This is a genomic window from Rhizobium sp. N324 (genome assembly GCF_001664485.1).
In the GTDB taxonomy this organism is placed as follows: domain Bacteria; phylum Pseudomonadota; class Alphaproteobacteria; order Rhizobiales; family Rhizobiaceae; genus Rhizobium.
In genome coordinates this window covers 1221398-1243135 of sequence record NZ_CP013630.1, presented here as the reverse complement: position 1 = coordinate 1243135, position 21738 = coordinate 1221398, and the positions used below count along the sequence as shown (strand labels likewise).

Here is a 21738-nt window from a genome sequence, read left to right as displayed (position 1 = left end):
GAGAAGGTGCCGGCAGGCGGATGAGGGGCACACCAAACATAGAAAGGTCGGCGCTTAGGTTCAGTTCACCTTCGACAAAAACGGCCGCATCAGCGTCGCTTCGAGCACGCCCGTCGCGGTGATGGTGATGCCCGTGCCGTTGGCCGTCGCATTGGCCGAGAGCGTGATGCTCTGGACGACGCCGTTCGGGCTGTAGGTGATGCCCGAGATCGTCGTGCCGCCTGCAATGCCGGTGCCGGAAACCGCCGCGCCGATGAACGGGCCGGAACCGGCGCTGAGGCCGGCAATACCCATCAGCAGGTTGGAGCCGTTGACCGTTGTTGCCGTAAACGTCTGGTTGGCGGCGGCGAAGTTGACGTTGGCGATCGCCTTGGTGGTGGCGGTGGCCGAGGCCGGGGCGCTCGCCTGGCCTGCGGTGGCGGTGGTTTCGGCAACGACGAGGGCCGCCGTTGCGGTCGCCACCTGCGACGGCGCCTGGCCGTTGCGCTGCAGCCAGATGTAATAGGTGCCGGCCGCGAGTGTCACGGCGCCGACCGGACCGCCGGTCAGCGTCGGCGGCTGGGCAGCCCCCGAAAAGACGCCGCAGCGCTGGCCGACGACGGCAGCCGCCGTAGTCAGCACCGAAGCGACATAATCCCGGGTCCACTGGAACCACTGGCCGGGCTGAAGGGTGGTCTGCGCGGCCAGCACCAGCTGGCAATAGACCCATTCGGATTCACGATCGCCGCCGGCAATCGCGCCGAGAGCGAAGTTCGGCCCGGGAATACCGGAGCCGGAAACGATCGGGCCTTCGACGACGAACGGGTTCGCGCCAAGACGATCGGACTGGATTGATGCGACCGACATATGCTTGTTCCTTTCGTGGACGATCAGGCGAACAACACGCCCTGCAGGAAGGCGTTGTTCATGGTGAGGTTGCCGGCAAAGCCCATCAGCTGGACGAAGGCATCCTGGTTGGTGTTCATGCGCTCGTCACCGATCGGCGCCATGTCGCGGTCGCGGTGCGGGCGATAGAACAGGTATTTGGTGTTCAGGAAGAACATCTGGTTGAGCGGCGCGCCGCCGCCGAAGCCGCCGTCGAAGATCACGTCGGCGCCCATGTATTGCAGCGACTGGAAGCCGGCCATGCCCTTGTCGGCCGAGGTGATGCGCTGGATCGCCTGCAGCGATTCCCAGTAGAGCCGGAAGAAGTTGTTGTCGGCGACGACGAGATCGGGGGCGTCGGAGCCGCGCACGCAGGACATATAGAGCCGGTTCATGTAGCTCTGGATGTTGGCATTGGTGGCGGCCGCGCCGCCATCGGCCGAGGCCGAGAATTTCTGGTTGCGCCAGAAACCCCAGGTGGCGCGCGAGATGCCACCGACGGTGCCCGAGGTCGGCGAGGTCGAGATCAGCAGCTGCAGGCCGCCGATCTGCCGGCCGCCGTCGGCCGTGCCGTCGGAATAGCAATCGAGCGCGATGTTGTTTTTCAACGTCGTTTCGGCATTCTCGATGCGCTGCTCGAGCAGATCGAGGATCGCATCCTCGCCGGAATTCTGCAGCTGTTCGAGGCCGGACATGGAGACGGCGACCGCGGCCTGCTTCAGATCGTATTCGGCGGCGGTGATGACGTCGGAGGGCTGGACGTTGAGGATGTCATAACCGGAATAGCGCTTGAAGGTACTATTCTCTTGATATTGCAATTCCTGGACGATGGTGCGGCCGCCGGAGATCGGCTTCTTGCGGCCGCGGCTGTTCAGACGGGTGAGAAGACCGTTGTTCTTCGTCACGTCGTCGGCGACCGTGCCGCTGCGGTTGCGCAGCGTCGTGGTGACGATTTCAGAGAGGTTGGGGGAAATGGGCATCGATCATTCCTTTGATCAGAATTGGCCTTTGATCAGACTTGGCCGCGCGAAAAACGCATGGCGTCGCGCAGCGAGTCGCGGATGGAGGTGGGCTGGCCTCTTGCCGCATCGCGGGTCGGGCCCGGCGCGGAAGAACCAGAGATGGATCGCGAGGCGCGGCGGGCTTGATCTGCCGCTGCGGACCTCTGGGCTTGGAGTTGTGGGACGGAGGCTTGAGCAGTCTGGCTGATCAACTGCCGGCGAATATCCGGGCGCATCCAGCATGCGGCGTCGTAGGCGTCCTGCAGCGAGAATGCCCGCCCTGCGTTGACGAGGGCGATCATGTCGTCGAGCACATCTTCGGCGTGCGCGTTTGCCGGGTCGGAAAGGAAGGCATCGACTTGAGTTTCGGTGTCCCTTTTCCGCAAAACATGTTCGACCGTCGCCTCGACGTTGACGTGTCGAGGCTGCGGCGCTGCCTGTTGTGATAGGGCCTGTTGTGACAGGGCCTGCTGCTGGCGCTGCAGGATCTCTCCCGTCTGACCGTTGACCAGGGCGTGCAGATTGACCCCGGCCATCCTGGCGACGTGAACGACGGTGTTGACGGGATCGTGGATCAGCGCCCTCTCCCAGTCGATCGCCCGGCGCATGACATCGGCATGGGTCATGCCGGCCTGGCGGATGATCGGGGTGAATTCCTCGAGCCCCTTGTAATCCTGCAGAACGCGGAAACCGTTATCGACCTCCTGTTCCCGTTTGGCGATCGCCGCCTGCACTTCGTGGGGAAGGCTGGTGAACTGCGCCTTGGCTTCCGCCGACCAGCCGGGCGGAACCCGGCTGGCGCCGGCTGCCGGCTGTTCCCCGCCCTGCCCGCGGCTCTGCAGCGTCTGCTGCTGGGCGGCATTTGCCGCCGGCGCCTGCCCTGCCCGCTGAGCGGCGGAGGCTTGCTCCTGCCCCTTGGCCAGAAAGCGGTCGTTTTCGCCGTCGCGCGGCTGGCCTGATATATCGCCCGGTCCACTGGCCTCGACGGTGTCGATCGCCGCTTTCAAACTGTCGCGGATGCTGACCGGCCTATCGCTCAATGGCTTGTCGTCGAACGCGCCAAAATCTTCGCTGCCGTTGCCGGCCTCGTTCAGGTCTTCCATATCCATGGGGAAATTTCCTATGTCGGGGATTGATGCCCGGTTCAGGCGTTGTATTCGGTATAAACCCGCCGCAATTCGTTGCGGATTGCGGCGGGATCCGTCTTCGGCTGTTCGATCGGCTGCGGCTTTTCGTTGCCGATCTCGACCACCCCGGCTGCCCGGTAAGCCGAACGCAGCCTGGCTTTCGAGGTGTAATGCCTCCCGTCATGCATCGACTGGATATCGATGCTGTCGCTGACGAAATGCGGCGCCGGCAGATCCGACTGCGCCGCATTTTGCGCCGGCAGGCAGTTCTGCGGCCATTGGTCGAGTGCGTGCCAGCCGCCGCAGACGCGGCAATAGCGTTCTCTCATGCCTTGCTCCCGTTCACTGATAGGCCGGCTGCTGCGCCTGGAGTTGCTGCCCCTGGATCTGCTGTAATGCCTGCGCCGCCATCTCGCCGCGTGCCTGCTCCACCGCGGCGCGATGCGCGAGCTCGGCCTCTGCCACACTGAGTTCGGCCTTGCGCTGCTCGGCGCCGGCCTTCACCTCGGCGGTTTTCAGCTTGACCATCTCGCCAGGCGAAGGCTGCGGCTCCGGTTTTGGCGCGGCTGCCGCCTGCGAGAGCTGGGCCCCCACCTGCTCCAGCGTGCTTTCCAGCTGGCGGCCGGCCCGGAAGCCGCGGGCGGCAAAGAGCAGCGTCTCGACCATCACCGGCACCAGCATCGGGCTCTGCTGCGCCATGGCGCCGGCCTGCTGCATGAAGCCGCCGACCATCTGGACGAATTCCATGCGGCGCTGCTTTTCGGCATCCTCGTCGGGCTCGATGGTCGAATCCGTCTCGATCTCGATCTGGAAGCCGCGAATGCTGTCATTGCGGAGCAGCTGCACCACCTCGTCGATCGTCGGCTGCCCCATCATCTGCTGCAGCTGCGGCGGCATTTCGGGCGCCGGTGGCGCTGGTTGGCCGGTCTGCTCAGCCCGCATGGCCGCCTGCTGTACCGCCATCTGCATCTGTTGCATCTGCATCTCGACCTGCTGTTTCTCAGCCATGCTGGGCAGCTTGATGCCGCTGACCAGCATCAGCGTTTCCGGCTGGAACTGGTCGCAGATGATCTCGCCGGCAAGGCGGATGATGTCGCGGGCAAAACGGGCGAGCTCGGCCTGGCGGTCGCGGATGCGGATCGAGCCCCACTGACTCTTGATCCGCTGCGCCGTCGCCGTCTCCGACGCCTGCGTGTCACCGCGCACAATGTCGGAAATGCCGGTGATCTGGTAGACATCCTCGATCAGCTGCTTGCGGGCGGACATGCAGGCGACGATCACCTTCTGCACCTCGTCGATCGGCAATGTCACCACTGCCTTCGAGCCGCCCTTGTCGGTAAAGGCCGCCCATTCCGGGATCGGCACCATCACCATGTCGTTCTCAGGCCGCATCGCCTTTTCGATCGCCGGCGAGATCGCCCCGTCGCCGGAGGGATAAAACACCTTCAGCCGCAGCTGATCGGTCAGCTTGTTGATGCGCTTTGTGAGAAGATCGATCTCGTCGCATTGCTGCTGGTAATAGACATAGTCGGGAACCGGGATCAGCGAGCTCGTCGACATCGTGCCATAGGCCGGGCGCGGGCAAGGCCAGAAATGGGTCAGGTCGAGCGGCGGCTCGGAGACCTCAAGCGCCACCGGCGAACCGTCGGCGATCCAGACGGTATAGTTCTCGCTCTTGCACCAGATCTCCCAGACATGGGTCTTGCCCTCATTCTCCAGCCGCTCCGCCTGGCTGGCGCCCTTATTGCCGCTTGAACCTTCGGCCGCCCGCGATGCCATGGCCTCGGGGCCGAAGCGCTTTTCCATCTCCTCCTCGGTCATCGGCACGCGCCGCGCCACCCAGGTCACATCCTTCCAGCGCCGCGCCGGCGAATGCAGGAAATCCGACCAGTGGACGTAGTCGATGCAGACACGCTCGTCGCTGATCGCTTCCGGCTGCGCCCCGCCCATCTCACCGGGCAAACTCTCGGATAGATGGGCTGCCGCCGGGTCCGAGGGCTGGACGCCCATATCGAGCGGCTCGAAATCGGCTTCGTAGCGCAGCCACACCGTGCCGCGGGCGCAGAGCAGGAAATCGTCGCGCACCGCCCGCATGATCGAATCGATATCGGCCTCGTCGCCGGTATAAGCGAGATTGCGCTCGACGATCTCCGTGGCGATGCGCGCCACCGGCTGGGCATCCTTGAAGCGGCGCTCGACCACCGGCTGCGGCACGCGGGCATAGACGGCCGGCTGCATCACCGAGGTATTGGCCCAGAGCATCGGAAAGCGGCGCTTGGCGGCGCTCGTCTGGTCCGATTGCTGGTCGAGATAGATCTTCTCGATCTTGACGCAGCGGTCGTGCCAGGACTTGAAATAGCGCTGGGCGCGCTCCAACTCCTGCTGCCAACGGGCGCCGACCTTGGCCGGATCCCAGCGCTCGCCCTCCGAAGCCGTTATCTCGTCTTCCATCAAACACGCTCGCTCTGGCTAGGGGTGGCATCGGCAAATTCGTTGAATGTCATCGTCTGGAATGTCGGCAGCGGCTTACGCTCCGGCTTCAGCGGTTCGGGCGCCAAGCCGGTGAAGATGATCGCCAGCCCGCCGAAAGCATCGGCGCCGTGTGATGCCCAGTTGTGCAGCGGTTCGTCGCGGAAGACGGCGAGATCCTCGTCCCAATCCTTGCGGTAATTGCGCAGGCATTTGATGCCGTCAGCGCAGCCGGCCTGATCGAACTCGATCTTGGCCAATATGCGCCTTGTGCCGTTGATGCGGTCATGCACATAGGCGCGCTCGACCTTGCGCACCGTCCCGAGACCGCGCGCCTTGACCTCTTTCAGCATGATTTCGATGCGGGTCATGCCGCCGCGCGTCCATTCCCTGACCTTGATGTCGTGCGGCATGTTGTGGACGCCGTAGACATAACCATTGTCGCGCGCGCGCCGCTCCAGTTCGTCGAGCATGCCGTCCATGCCGGTGCCGGTATGCTCGAAATAACCGATCATCCGGATGCGGCCGGGCAGCACCTGAAACAGCCAGACGCTGTTGGCATCGTCCATGCCGATGTCGGAGATGGTGTGAACCGGATAACCGTCCACATGCGGAAAGACGCCGATGCGCTCCTCGGCATCGGCCACCGCCATCTGGTCGGCATAATAGGCGCCCTCGACGCTCGCCTCGAAAGCCTCGGCCGGCGTCGAGGGATATTCGCGCTTCATGTCGCCGAGCTGGGTTTCGGCCTTCTTGACGTACCAGGCCTTCTGCCCCTCCGTCAGGGTAATGCCCTGTTTGGCCAGTTGGCCGAAATATTTGGCGAAAGCCTCACTGATGATGACGCCATGAGGCGCGATCGCATATTGCGGCTCCTTCCACCAGGGGAAGAAATGGAACTTGAAGTCGAGTTCGGTCAGCTCCAGCGCTTGGCGCTGCTTCACCTGGGCATCGTCGCAGAGCGCGTAAAAATGCCCTTCCTGGCCCTCCGCCGTGCTTTCGATGAACACAAGCTGGCCGGCCTGCACCGTATTCAGCGCGCCGGTGCGCACCTCCCGCGCCTTGTCGGGATATTTGGCGCACAGCTTGCCGTATTCGGAGATGTGCAGATATTGCAGCGTTCCCGAGCGCAGCGAGGTGCCGACGCGGATGCTCGAATTGTTGGCGAGCAGCAGTTCGGCCTGGTTGGTCCGGACAATTGGCACGGCGTTGCGGATACCTTCCGGCAGATTGTCGTAGGGATATTTGACCTTGTCCCGGAAGATCGTCTGCACGTCGCCGAGCGTATGGGCGATGGTGCCGGCGCGGATATCCCGGTTGAAGACGCAGGCATCGAGCATGAAGATCTGGATGAAGGTGGTCAGACCGAGCTGGCGGGCCTTCAGCAGCACGTTGAGATAATGCATCTCCTCGAAAAACGTCATCTGCGTCCAGTTCATCTCGAACCTGACGCGCCGGCCGGATTTGTCGGTGATCCAGTAGAGATTGTTCAGCCGCCAGCGCCAGTCGGAAAACTGGTCAACCGCCGTTTGGAAGTCCGCGGGTTTTGCCATTGATATCTTCCAGCAATTGCGAGACTTCGCCGCTCGCGCCCTGTTCGGGCTCGGCTTTCGAGCCGTATTTCTTCGGCCGCAGCTTCTCGGCGACCCATTGGCGGGTGGCGATGCGCAGTTGCGAGCGCCGGATCGCCTCGCCATTCTCCTGCCAGCCGGTGGTCTCGCCGGCCGCGTTCTTCTTCTCGATCCAGTCATTGCTGCGGTCGTCGGCAATCTCGACCAGCTCGTCGACGAAGCCGTCGGCCAGGATCTCGCGCGCCAGCGCATAGCGCGCCCGAAACGCCGCCTTGCCGTCATCGGCGAGCCAGGAGAGCACCGTCGATTTCGCCGGCATATCCTCATCCCGGCAGATCGACCGCAGGCTTTCCCGATCGGCAATGCGATCGCAGATCTTCTCGGCCAGCGCCTGGGTGAACTTGGTCGGCCTGCCCATGCTCTGCTTCGGAACGGCTTAGAACAACGCGACGATATTGGACGCCGTCGTCCCGGTAAGCGCCACGATGGCCGCATGCACGGGCAGAATCGTCCCGGCCGGCACGCTCCTGAAAATCACCGGGTCCATATCCCGCCGCGGCGCAATCGCCACATCGCCTGCGGTACCGATATAAAGAGCACGCGCACCGACAATCGCACTGTCATTCGGCGTCACCACGGCGGCCCGCGAGGCCGGCGCAATCGAAGCGTCCATTGCAGTTCTCCTTATGAAGGGGTGGGCTTGCTGACACTGCCGCAGGGACACGCTTAGCTCCGATAGGCTTGGCGAAAACCTCCCTCCACCCTCCGTCATCCCAGGCCTCGAGCCTGGGATCCATGCCCACGTCTGGCGGAGGCCAACGTGGATCCTCGGGTCAAGCCTGAGGAGGACGGAGCAAGGGATGAGCACTGTGCCAAACCCGCAGTGGCGTTCGGTAACGCTGGCCGGGGAGCCTCGGCGAATGCATGCGATCGAAGTGCGATACCGACGTGATCATCGACATTGCCTTCGGATTCAATATTCGCAGCTTGGATTTGCGGTAGTGATAAATGATCCGCCGGGGGGTGATCAAGCGCTAATGTGGCCCAGTTTAGAATCAAGCCTGCCCGACCAAGTGGCGGCAGAATGCCATCCGCTATCCGACAAGTTTGGCGAAAACGCCACCCCACCCTCCGTCCTCCTCGGCCTTGAGCCGAGGGTCCATGCCCGCCACTTGATGGAAGCCAGCGTGGATCCTTGGGTCAAGCCCCAGGAGGACGGAGCAAGGGGGGAACTCCGTGAGAAATAGCGGTTGCGCTCATTGACCGCGGCCGGTTCGCAAGCCTTAGCGAAAGGCGCAGCCAACCGCAGGCCGACGCCGACTTAGCCGACCTCACCTCTGGATTCAAATCTCGCAGCTTGGATTTACGGTAGGCTTAACCGACTTGCCGGGGGGTGATCAAGGCCTTTCAAGCGTGGTCCAAGGTCAGCCTAAAACTCTGCTCTGCCCGACCCAGTTGGAGGCCGAATCCGCTATTCGACAAGTTTGGCGAAAACGCCACCCCACCCTCCGTCCTCCTCGGCCTTGAGCCGAGGATCCATGCCCGCGGCTGATGGAGGCCAGACGTGAATGCTCGGGCCGAGGAGGACGGAGCAAGGGGTGAACTCCGTGAGAAACAGTGAACTCTTTCCCGCCCAACCCCATCAGCGCCTTTGCCAACCGTCAAGTCCGGCGTAAAATTAGCATTCTGTCGCTCAAACGATGGAGGCGTCAGTGAAAACCGCGAGACTTTTTCGTTGCCTTGCCGCCTGTCTCGGCGTCACGCTTGCCGAAAACCCAGCCGAGGCCGACGAATTGGTGCGGTTCGAAAGTGCTCCCGTCAAACTCAGCGCCTTTCGAATTCGCAAGGCTACGGAACAGGGAGAATTTCTCTCCCAGCCGCCAGGCACGCCCCTGCTCGGCTATCTGTCCCGCCCTCGCGGCGACGGTCCCTTCCCGGCGGTCGTCGTCATGCATGGATGCGAGGGCATGCGCCCGAGCGTCAAGGACCTCTGGCCGAAGCGGCTGGTCTCTTGGGGTTACGTCGTGCTGGTCGTCGATAGCTTCACCACCCGCAATATCCAGGACACCTGCCGAAGCCCTCTCCCCGATCGGGTCTTCGACGCCTATGGCGCTTTGAATTTCCTATCGAAATCGAGCTTCGTCGAGATCAGGCGCGTCGCCCTGATGGGCTTTTCCACGGGCGGCACCGCGACGCTGGAGGCCACAAAGATCGAAGGGAACGAACAACTGATGGAGCACAAATTCAAGGCGGCGGTCGCCTACTATCCGGCCTGCGCCGCCAGTCAGGGCGATGCGACGGTGCCGACCCTGATTTTAAGCGGCGACCGAGACAATTGGAGCCCGGCTGAGCCATGCCGCAAGAGGCTCGCCCGTATTGGTGACGATGCCCCGCCCATCGAGTTCAATCTCTACAAGGGCGTTTATCACAATTTTGATGCCCCGGAATTCGCGGTGGGAAGAAGGGTGTTGGGGCATATCGAAAAATACAATCCGGACGCCGCAGCAAAGTCAATCCGCAGCGTTTATGCGTTTCTTCGGACATCCCTGCCGAAATAAGTCTGCCATCCGCCAACAGCGAGTGTGACACCCAACACACCCCCAACCTCGGTCATTCCAGGCCTTGAGCCTGGAATCCATGCCCGTTGCTGATGGGTGGCCGGCGTGGATCCTCGGGTCAAGCCCGAGGAGGACGGAGCGTGGGGTGAACTCTGCGGCAAATCAGCGACGTATGGCGGAAGGAGAGCGTCGGTGCGCTCCCTGATCCCCCTCCTCAACCATGCCCGCCCGCCAGCGCAGGCACTACCGCGAAAGCATCGCCTCTAATCGCCGTTGCAAGGCGGGATGTTCGGCAGACATGCGAACCTGACTCAGCGCGTAACGCATGGCGGGCGTGAACGGCAGCCAATGCTGCAAATGATCCAGCAGTTCATCCGACATCATGTCTTCGAGCGGGCCGGCGCCCAATTGACCGAGCGCCTCCTCGTGATCGGGCAATTTGGCTTGCTCGACAATGGCGAGAACCCGCTTCAAGACCATCTCTTCCGGATCGTGAAGCAGGATCGTCGACCAGTACCATTCGGCGGGATCCGCCAGATAGGCCTGGATATAGGCTTCAGCAGCAATCGATGGTTTTCCAAGGGCAACCATGTCAGGCAACCAGGCAATATCTGACGCGATGGCGCTGCGTGTGAAAACATGGGGTGCGGAAGTATCGGAGCTGCGATGTCTCTTGTTCACTTCGGGGCGATCCGCGTTGATGGCAACAGGTGATTTATCGCGCCGCAGAATCCTCATCAAGTCCGACCGCAATCATCACGCGCGCCAGCGGCGAGTGTAGCACCCCAACACATCCCCAATCTCCGTCATTCCAGGCCTTGAGCCTGGAATCCATGCCCACCGCCGATGGGGGCCGGCGTGGATCCTCCGGTCAAGCCCGAGGAGGACGGAGGGTGGGGTGAAAGCTTCGGCAAATCAGCGATATATGAGCTGACGCGCGCCGGCTGCCGGCCGGCCGCGCGCCCCTTAGCGCAAACCTAAATGCCACCCGGCCGAGGCGACGTGGTCGATTGGCTCGCCGACGACAAGAAATCCTCCTCGGCGGTCGGCAGCTTCCCCTCCGGCGTCAGATCGTCGACGGCCTTGGGGAGATCGCGGCTCAGCCGCCCGAGAATCTCGTCTCGCGACAGGCCGGTGTTCCGGGCGATCTCGTTCAGGACATCCGGACCGAGGGCTTCGGCGAGCTGGCCGTCGTTGATATCGGCATTCTGGCCGGGTCTTACCCATGAGTCGATCTTGTCGCCATGGCCGTTCTGCTGAAAGGTCTTCAGGAGATCGCCGAGACCGCCGCTGACGATGCTGCCGGAGGTCAGCCCGCCGAGAAGTCCACCCAAACCACCGGAGCCCCCGAGGCCGCCGAGGATGCCGCCAAGCCCACCGGGCTGCTGGCCGCCGGCGCCGGCCGACTGCGGATTCTGAATGCCGCGCAGGAGTTCCCCGATCTTGTCTCTGTTCTGGTAGCCGGCAACGGCAAGAACGGCGAGAAGCGCCTTCAATTGACCGCTCATCATGATGAATCCTCCCATGGTTGAAAGACTGCAGCCGACCCATGCAGAGCGCTGCATGGGCAGCAATGTCCGGCGCGCCCAAAGGTTCCGCACCGGGCTCGCAAACGCGGCCCGTCCATCTTGCCGCTCACGCCATATCAGATTTCCGGGCAGCCGCGCCGGTTGGCAAAGGTCATCCGATCCGGTCCTCGGCGCGTCATCCCCTGGACGACGATTGCGCGCGGCGACATGCGGACAATCTGCGCCCGGCGAAGTCCTTCGCTGCGGGCGATATCGAGCGCATCGTTAGGATCGCAGCCGCGCCGACCACGGCGGTCGTACCGGTCGTAGCGATCACGGTCGCGATCCCGATCGTAAACACCGACGCCGCCGGGGCCGACCCGCAATTCCAGATCCTGCGCAGCCGCGATCGTCGGCGAGATCGTCAGGCCGGTCATGGCGGCGAGGCCGACCAGTATGAATTGAAGAGATTTCCGCATGAGTTTCTCCCAGGGTTTTGCGCTGTATCGCAACACCAACCTCGCCATGCGGACTTTGTTCCTGAAGGCTGAGGGCCTGGGCCTTTAGTCGGAAAGTGCGGCGGGGCTTAACGATGTGGGAGCTTTGATTGCCAAGGGGAGTGTAGAGTCTCTCAGGCGGGCAGCGCGCGCCGTCAAGACGCGCGCGTCATCAGCCGGCCTTAGCGAAAACCACCGCTGGCAGCCAGCCGTTCGCCGGTCATCCAGCGGGCGTCGTCGGAAGCGAGGAAGACGGCGACGCCGGCGATATCATCCGGCTGGCCGACGCGGCCGAGCGGCGTCTGGCCGACGACGACCTGCTCGAAATCCGAGCCGATGACGCCGGCCGTGTGCGCGCCCTCGGTCTCGACCATTCCAGGCAGGATGGCGTTGACGCGGATCTTGCGCGGGCCGAGCTCCTTGGCCAGCACGCTGTTGATGCCCTCCAGCGCGCCCTTGGTGCCGGTGTAGACGGCGCTGGCGGGCGGGGCCATGCTGGTGACCACCGAGGAGATGTTGATGACGCTGCCGCCCTCGCCGAGGTGCTTGACCGCCGCCTGGGTGGTCAGGAGAACGCCGAGAACGTTGACGTCGAAGATGCGGCGATAATGTTCCTCGGTCACCTCCTCGATCGACGCGAATTCGTAGACGCCCGAATTGTTGACCAGCACGTCGAGCTTGCCGAATTGCTTGACGGCGGCATCGACCAGGCCCTGCGCCTGCTCGGCCTTCGAGACGTCGCCCTGGACGGCGATCGCCTTGCCGCCGGCCGCGCTGATCGCCTCAACGACGGCATCTGCTCCGGCCTTGCTCGAAGCGTAATTCACCACCACTTGCGCACCTTCGGCCGCAAGCGCCTTGGCAATCGCGGCGCCAATGCCTTTGGAGGCCCCCGTGACCACAGCGACCTTTCCCGTAAGCTTAGCCATATTCAATTCCTTCTGATCCGGACTGCCGTCGAAACTGGCGGCCTTGTTCCGTAGTTCAGAAATTCGGAACTGTTGATCTTAATGTCAAGGGTCGCTATATAAAATTCATGAGACCGCTCTTTCACCCCGCATTAGAGGACATCCGGCCCGAGGCGATCCTCTATGCGCTTTCCGATCCGGAGCGCGCCGCAATTTTCGCCTGGCTTTCCGGTGCCGGCTGCGGCGGGACCTGTTCTGCGCTTGGCCAACTCGGCGAGCGCGTCATCCCGAAGTCGTCGCTGTCGAACCATTTCAAGGTGCTGCGCGAATCCGGCCTGATCCTCAGCGAACGCCAGGGTATCGAGATGCGCAATCAAACCCGCTGCGCCGAGCTCGATGAGCGCTTCCCGGGCCTGATCAAGGCCATCCTGACGGCTTACGGACAGATCCCCGGCCAGCCGAAGACGGATTGAGCCGTCGGCTGGCCGTTTAGCGAAACCGCCCGCCCCGACTTCCGTCATTCCAGGTCTTGAGCTGCTCGAACGAATTCACTCGTCGGCATGACGCTCGATCGCCTCGGCCAGATCGATCCAGTGGGGGCGACTATTCCACCAATGAACATGATCCGGCGCGGGAAAGGACGGATCGGCAAATGTGCCGCCCGCGATGACGACCGAGCCGGGGAAATATGATCCGGATTTCGAAAATCCACCGCCGCCGCAGATCCGGCAAAACGCCTTCATCACATCAGCTGTGTTTTCGCCCTGCGGATACCATACGGAATAGTCTCCGGAAACGACCCGGACATTCTCCTCGCGGAACCATACATTGTGGGAAAGCACGCTGCCGGATGCGCGCTGGCAACGTCTGCAGGTGCAGATGTGATTGTGCAAAGGATCGCCATCGACCTCCAGGGACAGGGCGCCGCAGCTACACTTGGCATGAAAGATCGGCATGTGATTGTTCCGTGTTGACAGACGGTTGTCGATTTTACGGTTCTGCAATCGACAAGGTCCATCGGAAATTTTCAAGCCTTTCGATGCGAGATCGCCCGTCCGGTAGTTCCCCCTGCATCCGCGCACAATTTCATAAAGCTCGCGGGCCAGTCCACCGCCTCGCGAGCTCGCTTCGCTCACGAAACCTGTCGAGCTGCAGACCCGGCCCAGTTGGTGCCGGGTGGAACTCTTCCGTGCCGATAAACCGGAAGTGCAGGTTGCCATATGGATGCTGGCGCAAATAATCCCATGCATTGGTCAATTAACTATATGCACAATCAACCTAACTCTATTGTATAGTTTGTAGCGTTATATGTATTGCATGGATTACTATTTGTAAAAATATAATATACCGTCAAGATGGGCATGTTTATTCCGCGATTGCGTCGGGGATGGGTGGGCGCGCCCGGATTAACAATAACAGCTGGGGCGAACACTTTGTCGTTTGCAGTATCACTGGGGGGAAATTTGTAATGGCGACTACGACAGTTTCAGGCACGACCGTCACGTTTTCGAATTCAGGCGCGGCAGCCGATCTGACACAATCCGGCACCGAGGACGGCAGCCTTCAGTTCGCGTTCGACGTCTTGGCCGCAAGCGGGGGCGGCGTGAAGACGACAATCTATTCGGTCGATGACGGCGTCAAAAACGACGACGGAGGGGCAGCGATCGTCGTTACCAACAAGGCGTTTGTCGATTACAACAAGGACCTGCTGATCCAGGACGGCGTGGGCGTAAGCTTCAGCCAAACCAGCCAAATGGGAGCAACATTCTGGATCGGCAATGACAACAAGATCCACTATGACGCAGCCGGTCTACGCGCGCAGATCAACGCGCTCAATGCCGGAGAAACGTTCCAGGACACGATCCAGTATACGATCAAGATGTCGAACGGCACGCTCAGCGTCGGCACGCTGAAGGTTGTGATCAACGGAGCCAACGACGCGCCGGTCCTCAGCGGCAATGCGGCGACGCTTGCGGCCGGCAGCGAAGACACACCCTACACGATCAGCACCGCTGCCCTGCTGGCCGGCTTCACCGATGTCGACGGCGACCAGCTGTCGGTCTCAGGCCTGACCGCCAACCATGGCGCCCTCGTCAACAACAATAACGGCACCTGGACCTTTACGCCGGATGCCAACTACAACGGCCCGGTCAGCCTGAGCTACACCGTCACCGACGGTCATGGCGGCAGTGTGCCGGCGACGCAGAGCTTCACGCTAGCGGCGGTCAACGATGCACCGGTCCTCAGCGGCAATGCAGCAACGCTTTCGGCCGGCACCGAGGACACGCCCTACACGATCAGCGCCGCCGACCTGCTGGCCGGCTTCACCGATGTCGACGGCGACCAGCTGTCGGTCTCAGGCCTCAGCGCCAACCATGGCGCCCTGGTCAACAACAATAACGGCACCTGGACCTTCAGCCCGGATGCCAACTACAACGGCCCGGTCAGCCTCAGCTATACCGTCATCGACGGCCATGGCGGCAGTGTCCCGGCGACCCAGAGCTTCTCCCTGGCGGCGGTCAACGACGCCCCCGTCCTCAGCGGCAATGCGGCGACACTGGCCGCAGGCACGGAGGACACGGCCTACACGATCAGCGCCGCTGATCTGCTGGCCGGCTTTACCGATGTCGACGGCGATCAGCTGTCGGTTTCCGGCCTGACCGCCAATCACGGCGCCCTGGTCGACAACAATAACGGCACCTGGACCTTCACCCCGGCCGAAAACTACAACGGCCCGGTCAGCCTCAGCTACACCGTCACCGACGGAAACGGCGGCAGTGTGCCGGCGACCCAGAGCTTCACGCTTGGTGCGGTCAACGACGCGCCGGTCCTCAGCGGCAATGCGGCGACGCTTTCGGCGGGAACCGAGGACACGGCCTACACGATCAGCGCCGCTGACCTGCTGGCCGGCTTCTCCGATGTCGACGGCGATCCGCTGTCGGTCTCCGGCCTCAGCGCCAATCACGGCGCCCTGGTCGACAACAACAACGGCAGCTGGACCTTTACGCCTGATGCCAACTACAACGGCCCGGTCAGCCTCAGCTATACCGTCATCGACGGCCATGGCGGCAGTCTGCCGGCAACCCAGAGCTTTGCGCTTGATGCGGTCAACGACGCGCCCGTTCTCAGCGGCAATGCGGCGACGCTGGTCGCCGGCAGCGAGGACACGGCCTACACGATCAGCGCCGCTGACCTGCTGGCCGGCTTCTCCGATGTCGACGGCGATCCGCTGTCGGTCTCCGGCCTGACCGCCAACCACGGCGCCCTGGTCGACAACAATGACGGCAGCTGGACCTTTACGCCTGATGCCAACTACAACGGCCCGGTCAGTCTCAGCTATACCGTCATCGACGGCCATGGCGGCAGCGTGCCAGCGACGCAGAGCTTTGCGCTTGATGCGGTCAACGACGCCCCCGTCCTCAGCGGCAATGCAGCGACGCTGGCCGCCGGCAGCGAGGACACACCCTACACGATCAGCGCCGCTGATCTGCTGGCCGGCTTTACCGATGTCGACGGCGACCAGCTGTCGGTCTCCGGCCTGACCGCCAACCACGGCGCCCTGGTCAACAACAATAACGGCACCTGGACCTTCACCCCGGATGCCAACTACAACGGCCCGGTCAGCCTCAGCTACTCCGTCATCGACGGCCATGGCGGCAGTGTCCCGGCAAGCCAGAGCTTCACGCTTGATGCGGTCAACGACGCGCCCGTCCTCAGCGGCAATGCGGCGACGCTCGTCGCAGGCAGCGAGGACACGGCCTACACGATCAGCGCCGCTGACCTGCTGGCCGGCTTCTCCGATGTCGACGGCGATCCGCTGTCGGTCTCCGGCCTCAGCGCCAATCATGGCGCCCTGGTCAACAACAATGACGGCAGCTGGACCTTTACGCCTGATGCCAACTACAACGGCCCGGTCAGCCTCAGCTATACCGTCATCGACGGCCATGGCGGCAGTGTGCCGGCAACCCAGAGCTTCACGCTTGATGCGGTCAACGACGCGCCCGTTCTCAGCGGCAATGCGGCGACGCTGGTCGCAGGCAGCGAGGACACGGCCTACACGATCAGCGCCGCTGACCTGCTGGCCGGCTTCTCCGATGTCGACGGCGATCCGCTGTCGGTCTCCGGCCTCAGCGCCAATCATGGCGCCCTGGTCAACAACAATGACGGCAGCTGGACCTTTACGCCGGATGCCAACTACAACGGCCCGGTCAGCCTCAGCTATACCGTCATCGACGGCCATGGCGGCAGTGTGCCGGCAACGCAGAGCTTTACGCTTGATGCGGTCAACGACGCCCCGACGGCGGTTGTGTTGTCGAACACAGTCACGTCGACGCCCGAAAATGGCGGCGTGATCAAAGTTGCCGATATTGCGGTGACGGATGTCGATTCCGGAAACAACGTGCTGTCGCTGTCTGGAAGTGACGTCGCGTCATTCACGATCCTGAACGGCGCGCTGTACTTCAACGGTGGCGCGAACTTCGAAGCGAAGGCCGGCTACGACGTGACCGTGAACGTGAATGATGCAACGGTCGGCGGCACGCCGGATGCCTCGCATACTTTCCATCTCGGCATCATCGACGTGATCGAAAGCGACAGCGATACGAGCAATGACCACGATACGGACACAGCGACCGCTACAACGACAAATTGGGGCGAAACCAACGGTGTCGATATCAAGGTCGGAAATGCGGCTGACAATACCATCAGCGGCGGCAACTCTGGTGATACGCTTTATGGCCAGGCAGGTAACGACACGCTGAATGGAAACAACGGGGCCGATGCGCTCTACGGCCAGGCGGGCAACGACATACTGATCGGAAGCCAAGGCCTGGACACGTTGTACGGGGGCTCCGGCAACGACACCCTCAATGGCAGCGCCGAGCAGGATGACCTTTGGGGTGGCTCCGGCAATGATACATTTGTGTTTACCTTGGCGGGGGACAGCACGTCCGGCGCCCCGGACACGATCCATGACTTCCACCATGGGTTTGACAAGATCGATGTGAGCGGGCTCGACGCGTATACGCTCAACCCCAACACTCCAGGCGATCAAGCCTTCGCCTGGAGTGGAACGACGGCCACGACCCACAGTGCCTGGTACACCGAAAGCGGCGGCAACACGATCCTTCACTTCGATAGCAACGGAGACACGAATACCGACGAAACGACGATCGTCTTGACAGGCACAAACCTGGGCCTGACGAGTTCGGATTTCCTCCTCTGATCAAAATGGAGGCCCGCTTTCCCGCCATGTCGCCACCGCGGCGGTTCGCGGTGGCGGGCCACAGCCGATCTTTTCGATCGGCAGGACGGAAGCACGGGAAAAGCCGCCTGAGGTACTGTGAAAGAGAAGTATCATGTTTGCTTTCCTGAACCTGGGTGTTTTCGGCAGTCTTGTTGCCGCGAGCTTCGTTATCAACTTGCTGGCGCTGACCGCGCCGCTGTTCATGCTGCAGATCTACGACCGGGTTCTGGCGAGCGGAAGCGTTCCGACGCTGGTCGGCCTCGGTGTTCTCGCGCTCTGGCTTTACGGTTTTCAGGCGGCGCTCGACATCCTTCGCTCGCGCATTCTGCTGCGCATCGGCGAGCGCTTCGACCGGGAACTTTCGGACCGGGTGCATGCGGCGGTGACGCGCCTGCCGCTCATCGCCCGTATGCCCGGCGACGGTCTGCAGCCGCTGCGCGATCTCGATAATGTGCGAGGCTTCCTGTCGGGCGCCGGCCCGACGGCGCTCTTCGACCTTCCGTGGATCCCGCTCTATCTCGGCATCTGCTTCATCTTCCATTTCTGGCTCGGCATCACGGCGCTTGCCGGGGCGATCGTGCTGGTGTCGCTGACGCTGCTGACGAACATCCTTTCGCAGAAGGCAATCAAGGAGGCGACGACCCACAACATGGCCCGCAACGGGCTCATGGAAGCCGCTCGCCGCAATGCTGAGGTCGTCCATGCGATGGGTCTTTCGCGCCGGATCGGCGCGCGCTGGCAGAAAGCCAATTCCGACTATCTCAAGGCGAACCGCCGGGCGGGCGATGTCACGGGCGGCCTTGGCGGCCTTGCGAAGGCGCTGCGCGCCATCCTGCAATCGACGATGCTCGGCGTCGGCGCATGGCTGGTCATCAATCAAGTCGCGACGCCCGGCGTGATGACCGCCGCTTCGATCATGATGGGCCGTGCGCTTGCGCCGGTCGATCTCGCCATCGCCAACTGGAAGCCCTTCCTTATGGCGCGGCAGAGCTGGGCCCGGCTACAGGACATGCTGAAGAAGGTGCCGGAACAACGGTCGGCCTTGCCGCTGCCGAAGCCGGTGCGGGAACTGCGCGCCGAAGAGCTCATCATCGTTCCTCCCGGCGAACGCAAGCCAAATGTCGGCGGCGTCGGCTTTGTCATGGAGCGCGGAACCGCACTCGGCATCATCGGGCCGTCCGGCTCGGGCAAGTCGAGCCTCGCAAGGGTGCTGGTCGGGGCATGGGCGCCGGCGGCCGGCAATGTCCGCCTGGACGGGGCCAGCCTCGACCATTGGGACAACGAGGCGCTTGGCCGCCATATCGGCTATCTGCCGCAGGGCGTGGAACTGTTCGACGGCACCATCGCCGAGAACATCGCCCGGTTCGAGGATGATCCCGATCCGGAGGCGATCGTGGCAGCGGCGAAAGCGGCGGGCGCGCACGAATTGATCCTTTCCTTCGGGAAGGGCTATGAGACTTCAATCGGCGAAGGCGGCTCCGCGCTGTCGGCCGGTCAGCGCCAGCGTATCGGCATCGCCCGCGCGCTTTATGGCGATCCCTTCCTCGTGGTGATGGACGAGCCGAACGCCAACCTCGACGCCGAGGGCGAGGCAGCCGTGGTCAGGGCCCTCGTCTCGGTTCGCGAGCGCGGCGGCATCGCGATCGTCGTCGCGCACCGGCCGAGCGCGATCAGCGTCGTCGACAAGGTGCTGATGATGGAGGGTGGCCGCCAGCGCGCCTTCGGTCCGAAAGACGAGGTGCTGTCAAAGGTTCTGCAGGTGGCTCCTGCTCCGGCAAGGAGCCGTGCAGAGGCAGGAAACAGGCTCCAGACGAATACGGCGCGCAGACAGCTTGGAACGCTTGAAACAAAATGACGATGGAGTGATCCATGACCGGGATTGACAGGGACGGCGGCCTTTCCGCTTCCATTCGCCGGCACTTGCTCGGCACCCTCGTGATGTGTGGCGGCCTTGTCGTCGGCGTTGGCGGCTGGGCATCGACGACGAACCTCGCCGGAGCCGTGGTGGCGCCCGGGAGCTTCGTGGTCGACTCCTATGTGAAGAAGGTTCAGCATCCAACCGGCGGCGTGGTCGGCGAAATCCTGGTTCACGAGGGCTCGGAGGTAAAAGCCGGCGACGTGGTGCTCAGGCTCGACGCCACGGCGACGCGCGCCAATCTGGCGATCGTCACGCGACGGCTGGATGAATTCCAGGCGCGCTTCGCGCGGCTCGAGGCCGAACGCGACGACCTGCCGGCGATCATGTTCCCTGACAGCCTGCTGACCCGGCGCGACGATCCCGAAATCGCCGCGATCCTGCGCGGAGAGGAACGGCTCTTCACCATCCGCCGCGAGGCGCTGCGAAGCAAGACAGCGCAACTGCGCGAACGCATTCTTCAGTACCAGCACGAGATCGAGGGCGTGAAGGCGCAGGAGATCGCCTATACCGAGGGCATCGAGGTGCTCGACAAGGAAATCGCCTCCCTCACCTCCCTGCGGGTGCAGGGTGCGGTGTCGGACCAGCGGCTCAACAGCCTCAAGACCCAGCGCGCCACCTTCGGCGGTGACCGCGGCGAGCAGATCGCCGCTGAGGCGCAGGCTGCCGGCCGCATCACCGAGACGAACCTCCAGATTCTCCAGGTCGATCAGGATCTGAAGGCCGAGGTCGGACGGGAACTGCGCGATACGCAGGCGCAGATCGGCGAGTATGTCGAGCGCAAGATTGCCGCCGAGGACGAGCTGAAGCGCACCGACATCGTCGCTCCGCAGTCCGGCATCGTCCATTCGCTCCAAGCGCATACGATCGGCGGCGTCCTGACGCCCGCCGATCCGATCATGCTGGTCGTGCCGGAAAATGACAAGCTGGCGCTGGAGGTGCGGATCGCGCCGAAGGACATCGATCAACTCCAGATCGGCCAGAGGGCGGTGCTGCGCATGTCGGCTTTCAACCAGCGCACCACGCCGGAGCTGAATGGCCATGTAAGCCTCGTCGCCGCCGACCTCACCACCGACCAGCGCACCGGGCTTTCCTACTACCTCGTGCGTATAGCCGTGGCGCCTGAAGAACTGAAGAAGCTGGATGGTCTGACGCTGCTGCCGGGCATGCCGGCCGAGGCCTTCATCCGGACCAGCGAGCGTACCGCGCTGTCCTATTTGATCAAACCGCTCACAGACCAGATCAACCGAGCCTTCCGGGATGAATAGTGCGCCCGAGATGAATAGGGTGTAAGGCGCATCTGTCTTACGGAGAGCAATTTCTGCTTGCCGACTTCCCGGCAGCGCCTTCGGCCACCCGATCCATCCGATGTTGATCCCGTTCCCGGTCGCCTTCTGGGTTGACGGACGGCGCTGCCGCCGCCCGCAATTCCAACCACCGCTAGTCCAAAAGGACGACGGCTTCGACCTCGAAGAGCATGGGGTCGATCGCCAGCTTGGGAACGGGAATCAAGGTCTGCGCCGGCAGGGCTGCGCCGAACATTTCCTTGACGTTCTCTGTCAACACCTGAAGCTTGGACATATCGTGATCGACCACGAAGACCGTCAGCTTGGCGACCTGATCGGGCCTGGCGCCAAGCGCGTCGAGGGCGCTGCGCAGATTGGCGTAGGCCTGCTTCACCTGAACGGCGAAGTCGGGCGACAAAGCGCCGGTGCTGTCCTGGCCGCCCTGCCCGGAGATATAGGCCAGCCGGCCTTCCCTCGGCACGATCACCGCCGTGCTGTAGCCATTCGGCGAGGGATCGTAGAGGTTTTTCGGATTGACGATGGTCAGCTTGAGATTGGCCTCGCTGGCGGCAGTTTTCGCAGGAATTCCAATGGTCATGAAGATGAGCCCTCCGATGAGCAGATGTGTGATTGCGTGTGACATGATTTTCTCTTGAGCGTTGAGGACTGCGGGCCACCTCCCCGCAGCCGGCAGGATTGAACGTCGGTTTGTCGCCTATGTGATTGACTCGTACATCGTACGATTAACTTGCATCGTACAGCGTACGAGTCAATCCGTCAGCATCGACA

General features: G+C 62.8%; 19 protein-coding genes. 5 read left to right on the top strand and 14 right to left on the bottom strand.

Annotated elements, in window-relative coordinates; all coding sequences use genetic code 11:
• Positions 1-60 precede the first annotated feature (60 nt).
• From AMK05_RS05905 to AMK05_RS05870, 8 genes are read right to left on the bottom strand one after another with little or no spacing between them, the layout of a single operon-like run.
• Positions 61-846: a hypothetical protein gene (locus AMK05_RS05905; protein WP_064837390.1), complete on the bottom strand. Its 786-nt coding sequence runs from the start codon at positions 844-846 to the stop codon at positions 61-63.
• Positions 847-869: 23 nt separating this feature from the next.
• Positions 870-1844, bottom strand: a complete 975-nt coding sequence (locus tag AMK05_RS05900; protein ID WP_003587937.1) for a phage major capsid protein — start codon at positions 1842-1844, stop codon at positions 870-872.
• A 32-nt stretch (positions 1845-1876) separates the two neighbouring features.
• On the bottom strand, positions 1877-2974 hold the full coding sequence (locus AMK05_RS05895) for a hypothetical protein (protein WP_064837388.1): 1098 nt from the start codon (positions 2972-2974) through the stop codon (positions 1877-1879).
• 35 nt (positions 2975-3009) lie between these two features.
• The gene (locus AMK05_RS05890) at positions 3010-3321 is read right to left on the bottom strand and encodes a hypothetical protein (RefSeq protein WP_064837386.1); all 312 of its coding nucleotides are present in this window, start codon (positions 3319-3321) and stop codon (positions 3010-3012) included.
• Positions 3322-3334: 13 nt separating this feature from the next.
• Complete coding sequence (locus tag AMK05_RS05885; protein ID WP_064837384.1) at positions 3335-5443, bottom strand: hypothetical protein; 2109 nt, start codon at positions 5441-5443, stop codon at positions 3335-3337.
• Positions 5443-7014 (bottom strand): hypothetical protein, encoded by a 1572-nt coding sequence (locus AMK05_RS05880; RefSeq protein ID WP_064837382.1) that lies wholly within the window; start codon positions 7012-7014, stop codon positions 5443-5445. Before AMK05_RS05880 ends, AMK05_RS05885 begins: the two co-directional genes overlap by 1 nt.
• Positions 6980-7450, bottom strand: a complete 471-nt coding sequence (locus AMK05_RS05875; protein WP_064837380.1) for a hypothetical protein — start codon at positions 7448-7450, stop codon at positions 6980-6982. Before AMK05_RS05875 ends, AMK05_RS05880 begins: the two co-directional genes overlap by 35 nt.
• Before the next feature lie 18 nt (positions 7451-7468).
• On the bottom strand, positions 7469-7705 hold the full coding sequence (locus tag AMK05_RS05870) for a spike base protein, RCAP_Rcc01079 family (RefSeq protein WP_064837378.1): 237 nt from the start codon (positions 7703-7705) through the stop codon (positions 7469-7471).
• Positions 7706-8744: 1039 nt separating this feature from the next.
• On the opposite strand from AMK05_RS05870, the gene AMK05_RS05860 reads away from it, so the two are divergent.
• Positions 8745-9590, top strand: coding sequence for a dienelactone hydrolase family protein (locus tag AMK05_RS05860; protein ID WP_064837373.1), 846 nt, complete (start codon positions 8745-8747; stop codon positions 9588-9590).
• A 243-nt stretch (positions 9591-9833) separates the two neighbouring features.
• On the opposite strand, the gene AMK05_RS05855 is transcribed toward AMK05_RS05860, so the two are convergent.
• From AMK05_RS05855 to AMK05_RS05840, 4 genes are all read right to left on the bottom strand, one after another.
• A complete protein-coding gene (locus AMK05_RS05855) occupies positions 9834-10328 on the bottom strand; it encodes a hypothetical protein (RefSeq protein ID WP_064837371.1) in 495 nt (164 codons plus the stop codon).
• Positions 10329-10567: 239 nt separating this feature from the next.
• Positions 10568-11101 carry a YidB family protein gene (locus tag AMK05_RS05850; RefSeq protein ID WP_064837369.1) on the bottom strand — a complete coding sequence of 178 codons (534 nt, stop codon included), beginning with the start codon at positions 11099-11101 and terminating at the stop codon, positions 10568-10570.
• Between the two features lie 134 nt (positions 11102-11235).
• Positions 11236-11577, bottom strand: a complete 342-nt coding sequence (locus AMK05_RS05845; RefSeq protein ID WP_064837367.1) for a hypothetical protein — start codon at positions 11575-11577, stop codon at positions 11236-11238.
• A gap of 200 nt (positions 11578-11777) precedes the next feature.
• Positions 11778-12524 (bottom strand): glucose 1-dehydrogenase, encoded by a 747-nt coding sequence (locus AMK05_RS05840; RefSeq protein WP_064837365.1) that lies wholly within the window; start codon positions 12522-12524, stop codon positions 11778-11780.
• A gap of 107 nt (positions 12525-12631) precedes the next feature.
• On the opposite strand from AMK05_RS05840, the gene AMK05_RS05835 reads away from it, so the two are divergent.
• Positions 12632-12976, top strand: coding sequence for an ArsR/SmtB family transcription factor (locus AMK05_RS05835; RefSeq protein WP_064837363.1), 345 nt, complete (start codon positions 12632-12634; stop codon positions 12974-12976).
• A gap of 75 nt (positions 12977-13051) precedes the next feature.
• Here AMK05_RS05835 and AMK05_RS05830 read toward each other — a convergent pair whose 3' ends face one another.
• Positions 13052-13639, bottom strand: coding sequence for a GFA family protein (locus AMK05_RS05830; protein ID WP_237352181.1), 588 nt, complete (start codon positions 13637-13639; stop codon positions 13052-13054).
• 332 nt (positions 13640-13971) lie between these two features.
• Between AMK05_RS05830 and AMK05_RS05825 the strand changes: the two genes are divergently transcribed.
• The 3 genes from AMK05_RS05825 to AMK05_RS05815 all read left to right on the top strand — a co-directional run bounded on the left by AMK05_RS05825 (position 13972) and on the right by AMK05_RS05815 (position 20931).
• On the top strand, positions 13972-17727 hold the full coding sequence (locus tag AMK05_RS05825; RefSeq protein ID WP_064837359.1) for a cadherin-like domain-containing protein: 3756 nt from the start codon (positions 13972-13974) through the stop codon (positions 17725-17727).
• 133 nt (positions 17728-17860) lie between these two features.
• On the top strand, positions 17861-19603 hold the full coding sequence (locus AMK05_RS05820; RefSeq protein ID WP_064837357.1) for a type I secretion system permease/ATPase: 1743 nt from the start codon (positions 17861-17863) through the stop codon (positions 19601-19603).
• A 14-nt stretch (positions 19604-19617) separates the two neighbouring features.
• Positions 19618-20931 carry an HlyD family type I secretion periplasmic adaptor subunit gene (locus AMK05_RS05815; RefSeq protein WP_064837355.1) on the top strand — a complete coding sequence of 438 codons (1314 nt, stop codon included), beginning with the start codon at positions 19618-19620 and terminating at the stop codon, positions 20929-20931.
• A gap of 172 nt (positions 20932-21103) precedes the next feature.
• On the opposite strand, the gene AMK05_RS05810 is transcribed toward AMK05_RS05815, so the two are convergent.
• A complete protein-coding gene (locus tag AMK05_RS05810) occupies positions 21104-21592 on the bottom strand; it encodes a RidA family protein (protein ID WP_064837353.1) in 489 nt (162 codons plus the stop codon).
• Positions 21593-21738: the final 146 nt, after the last annotated feature.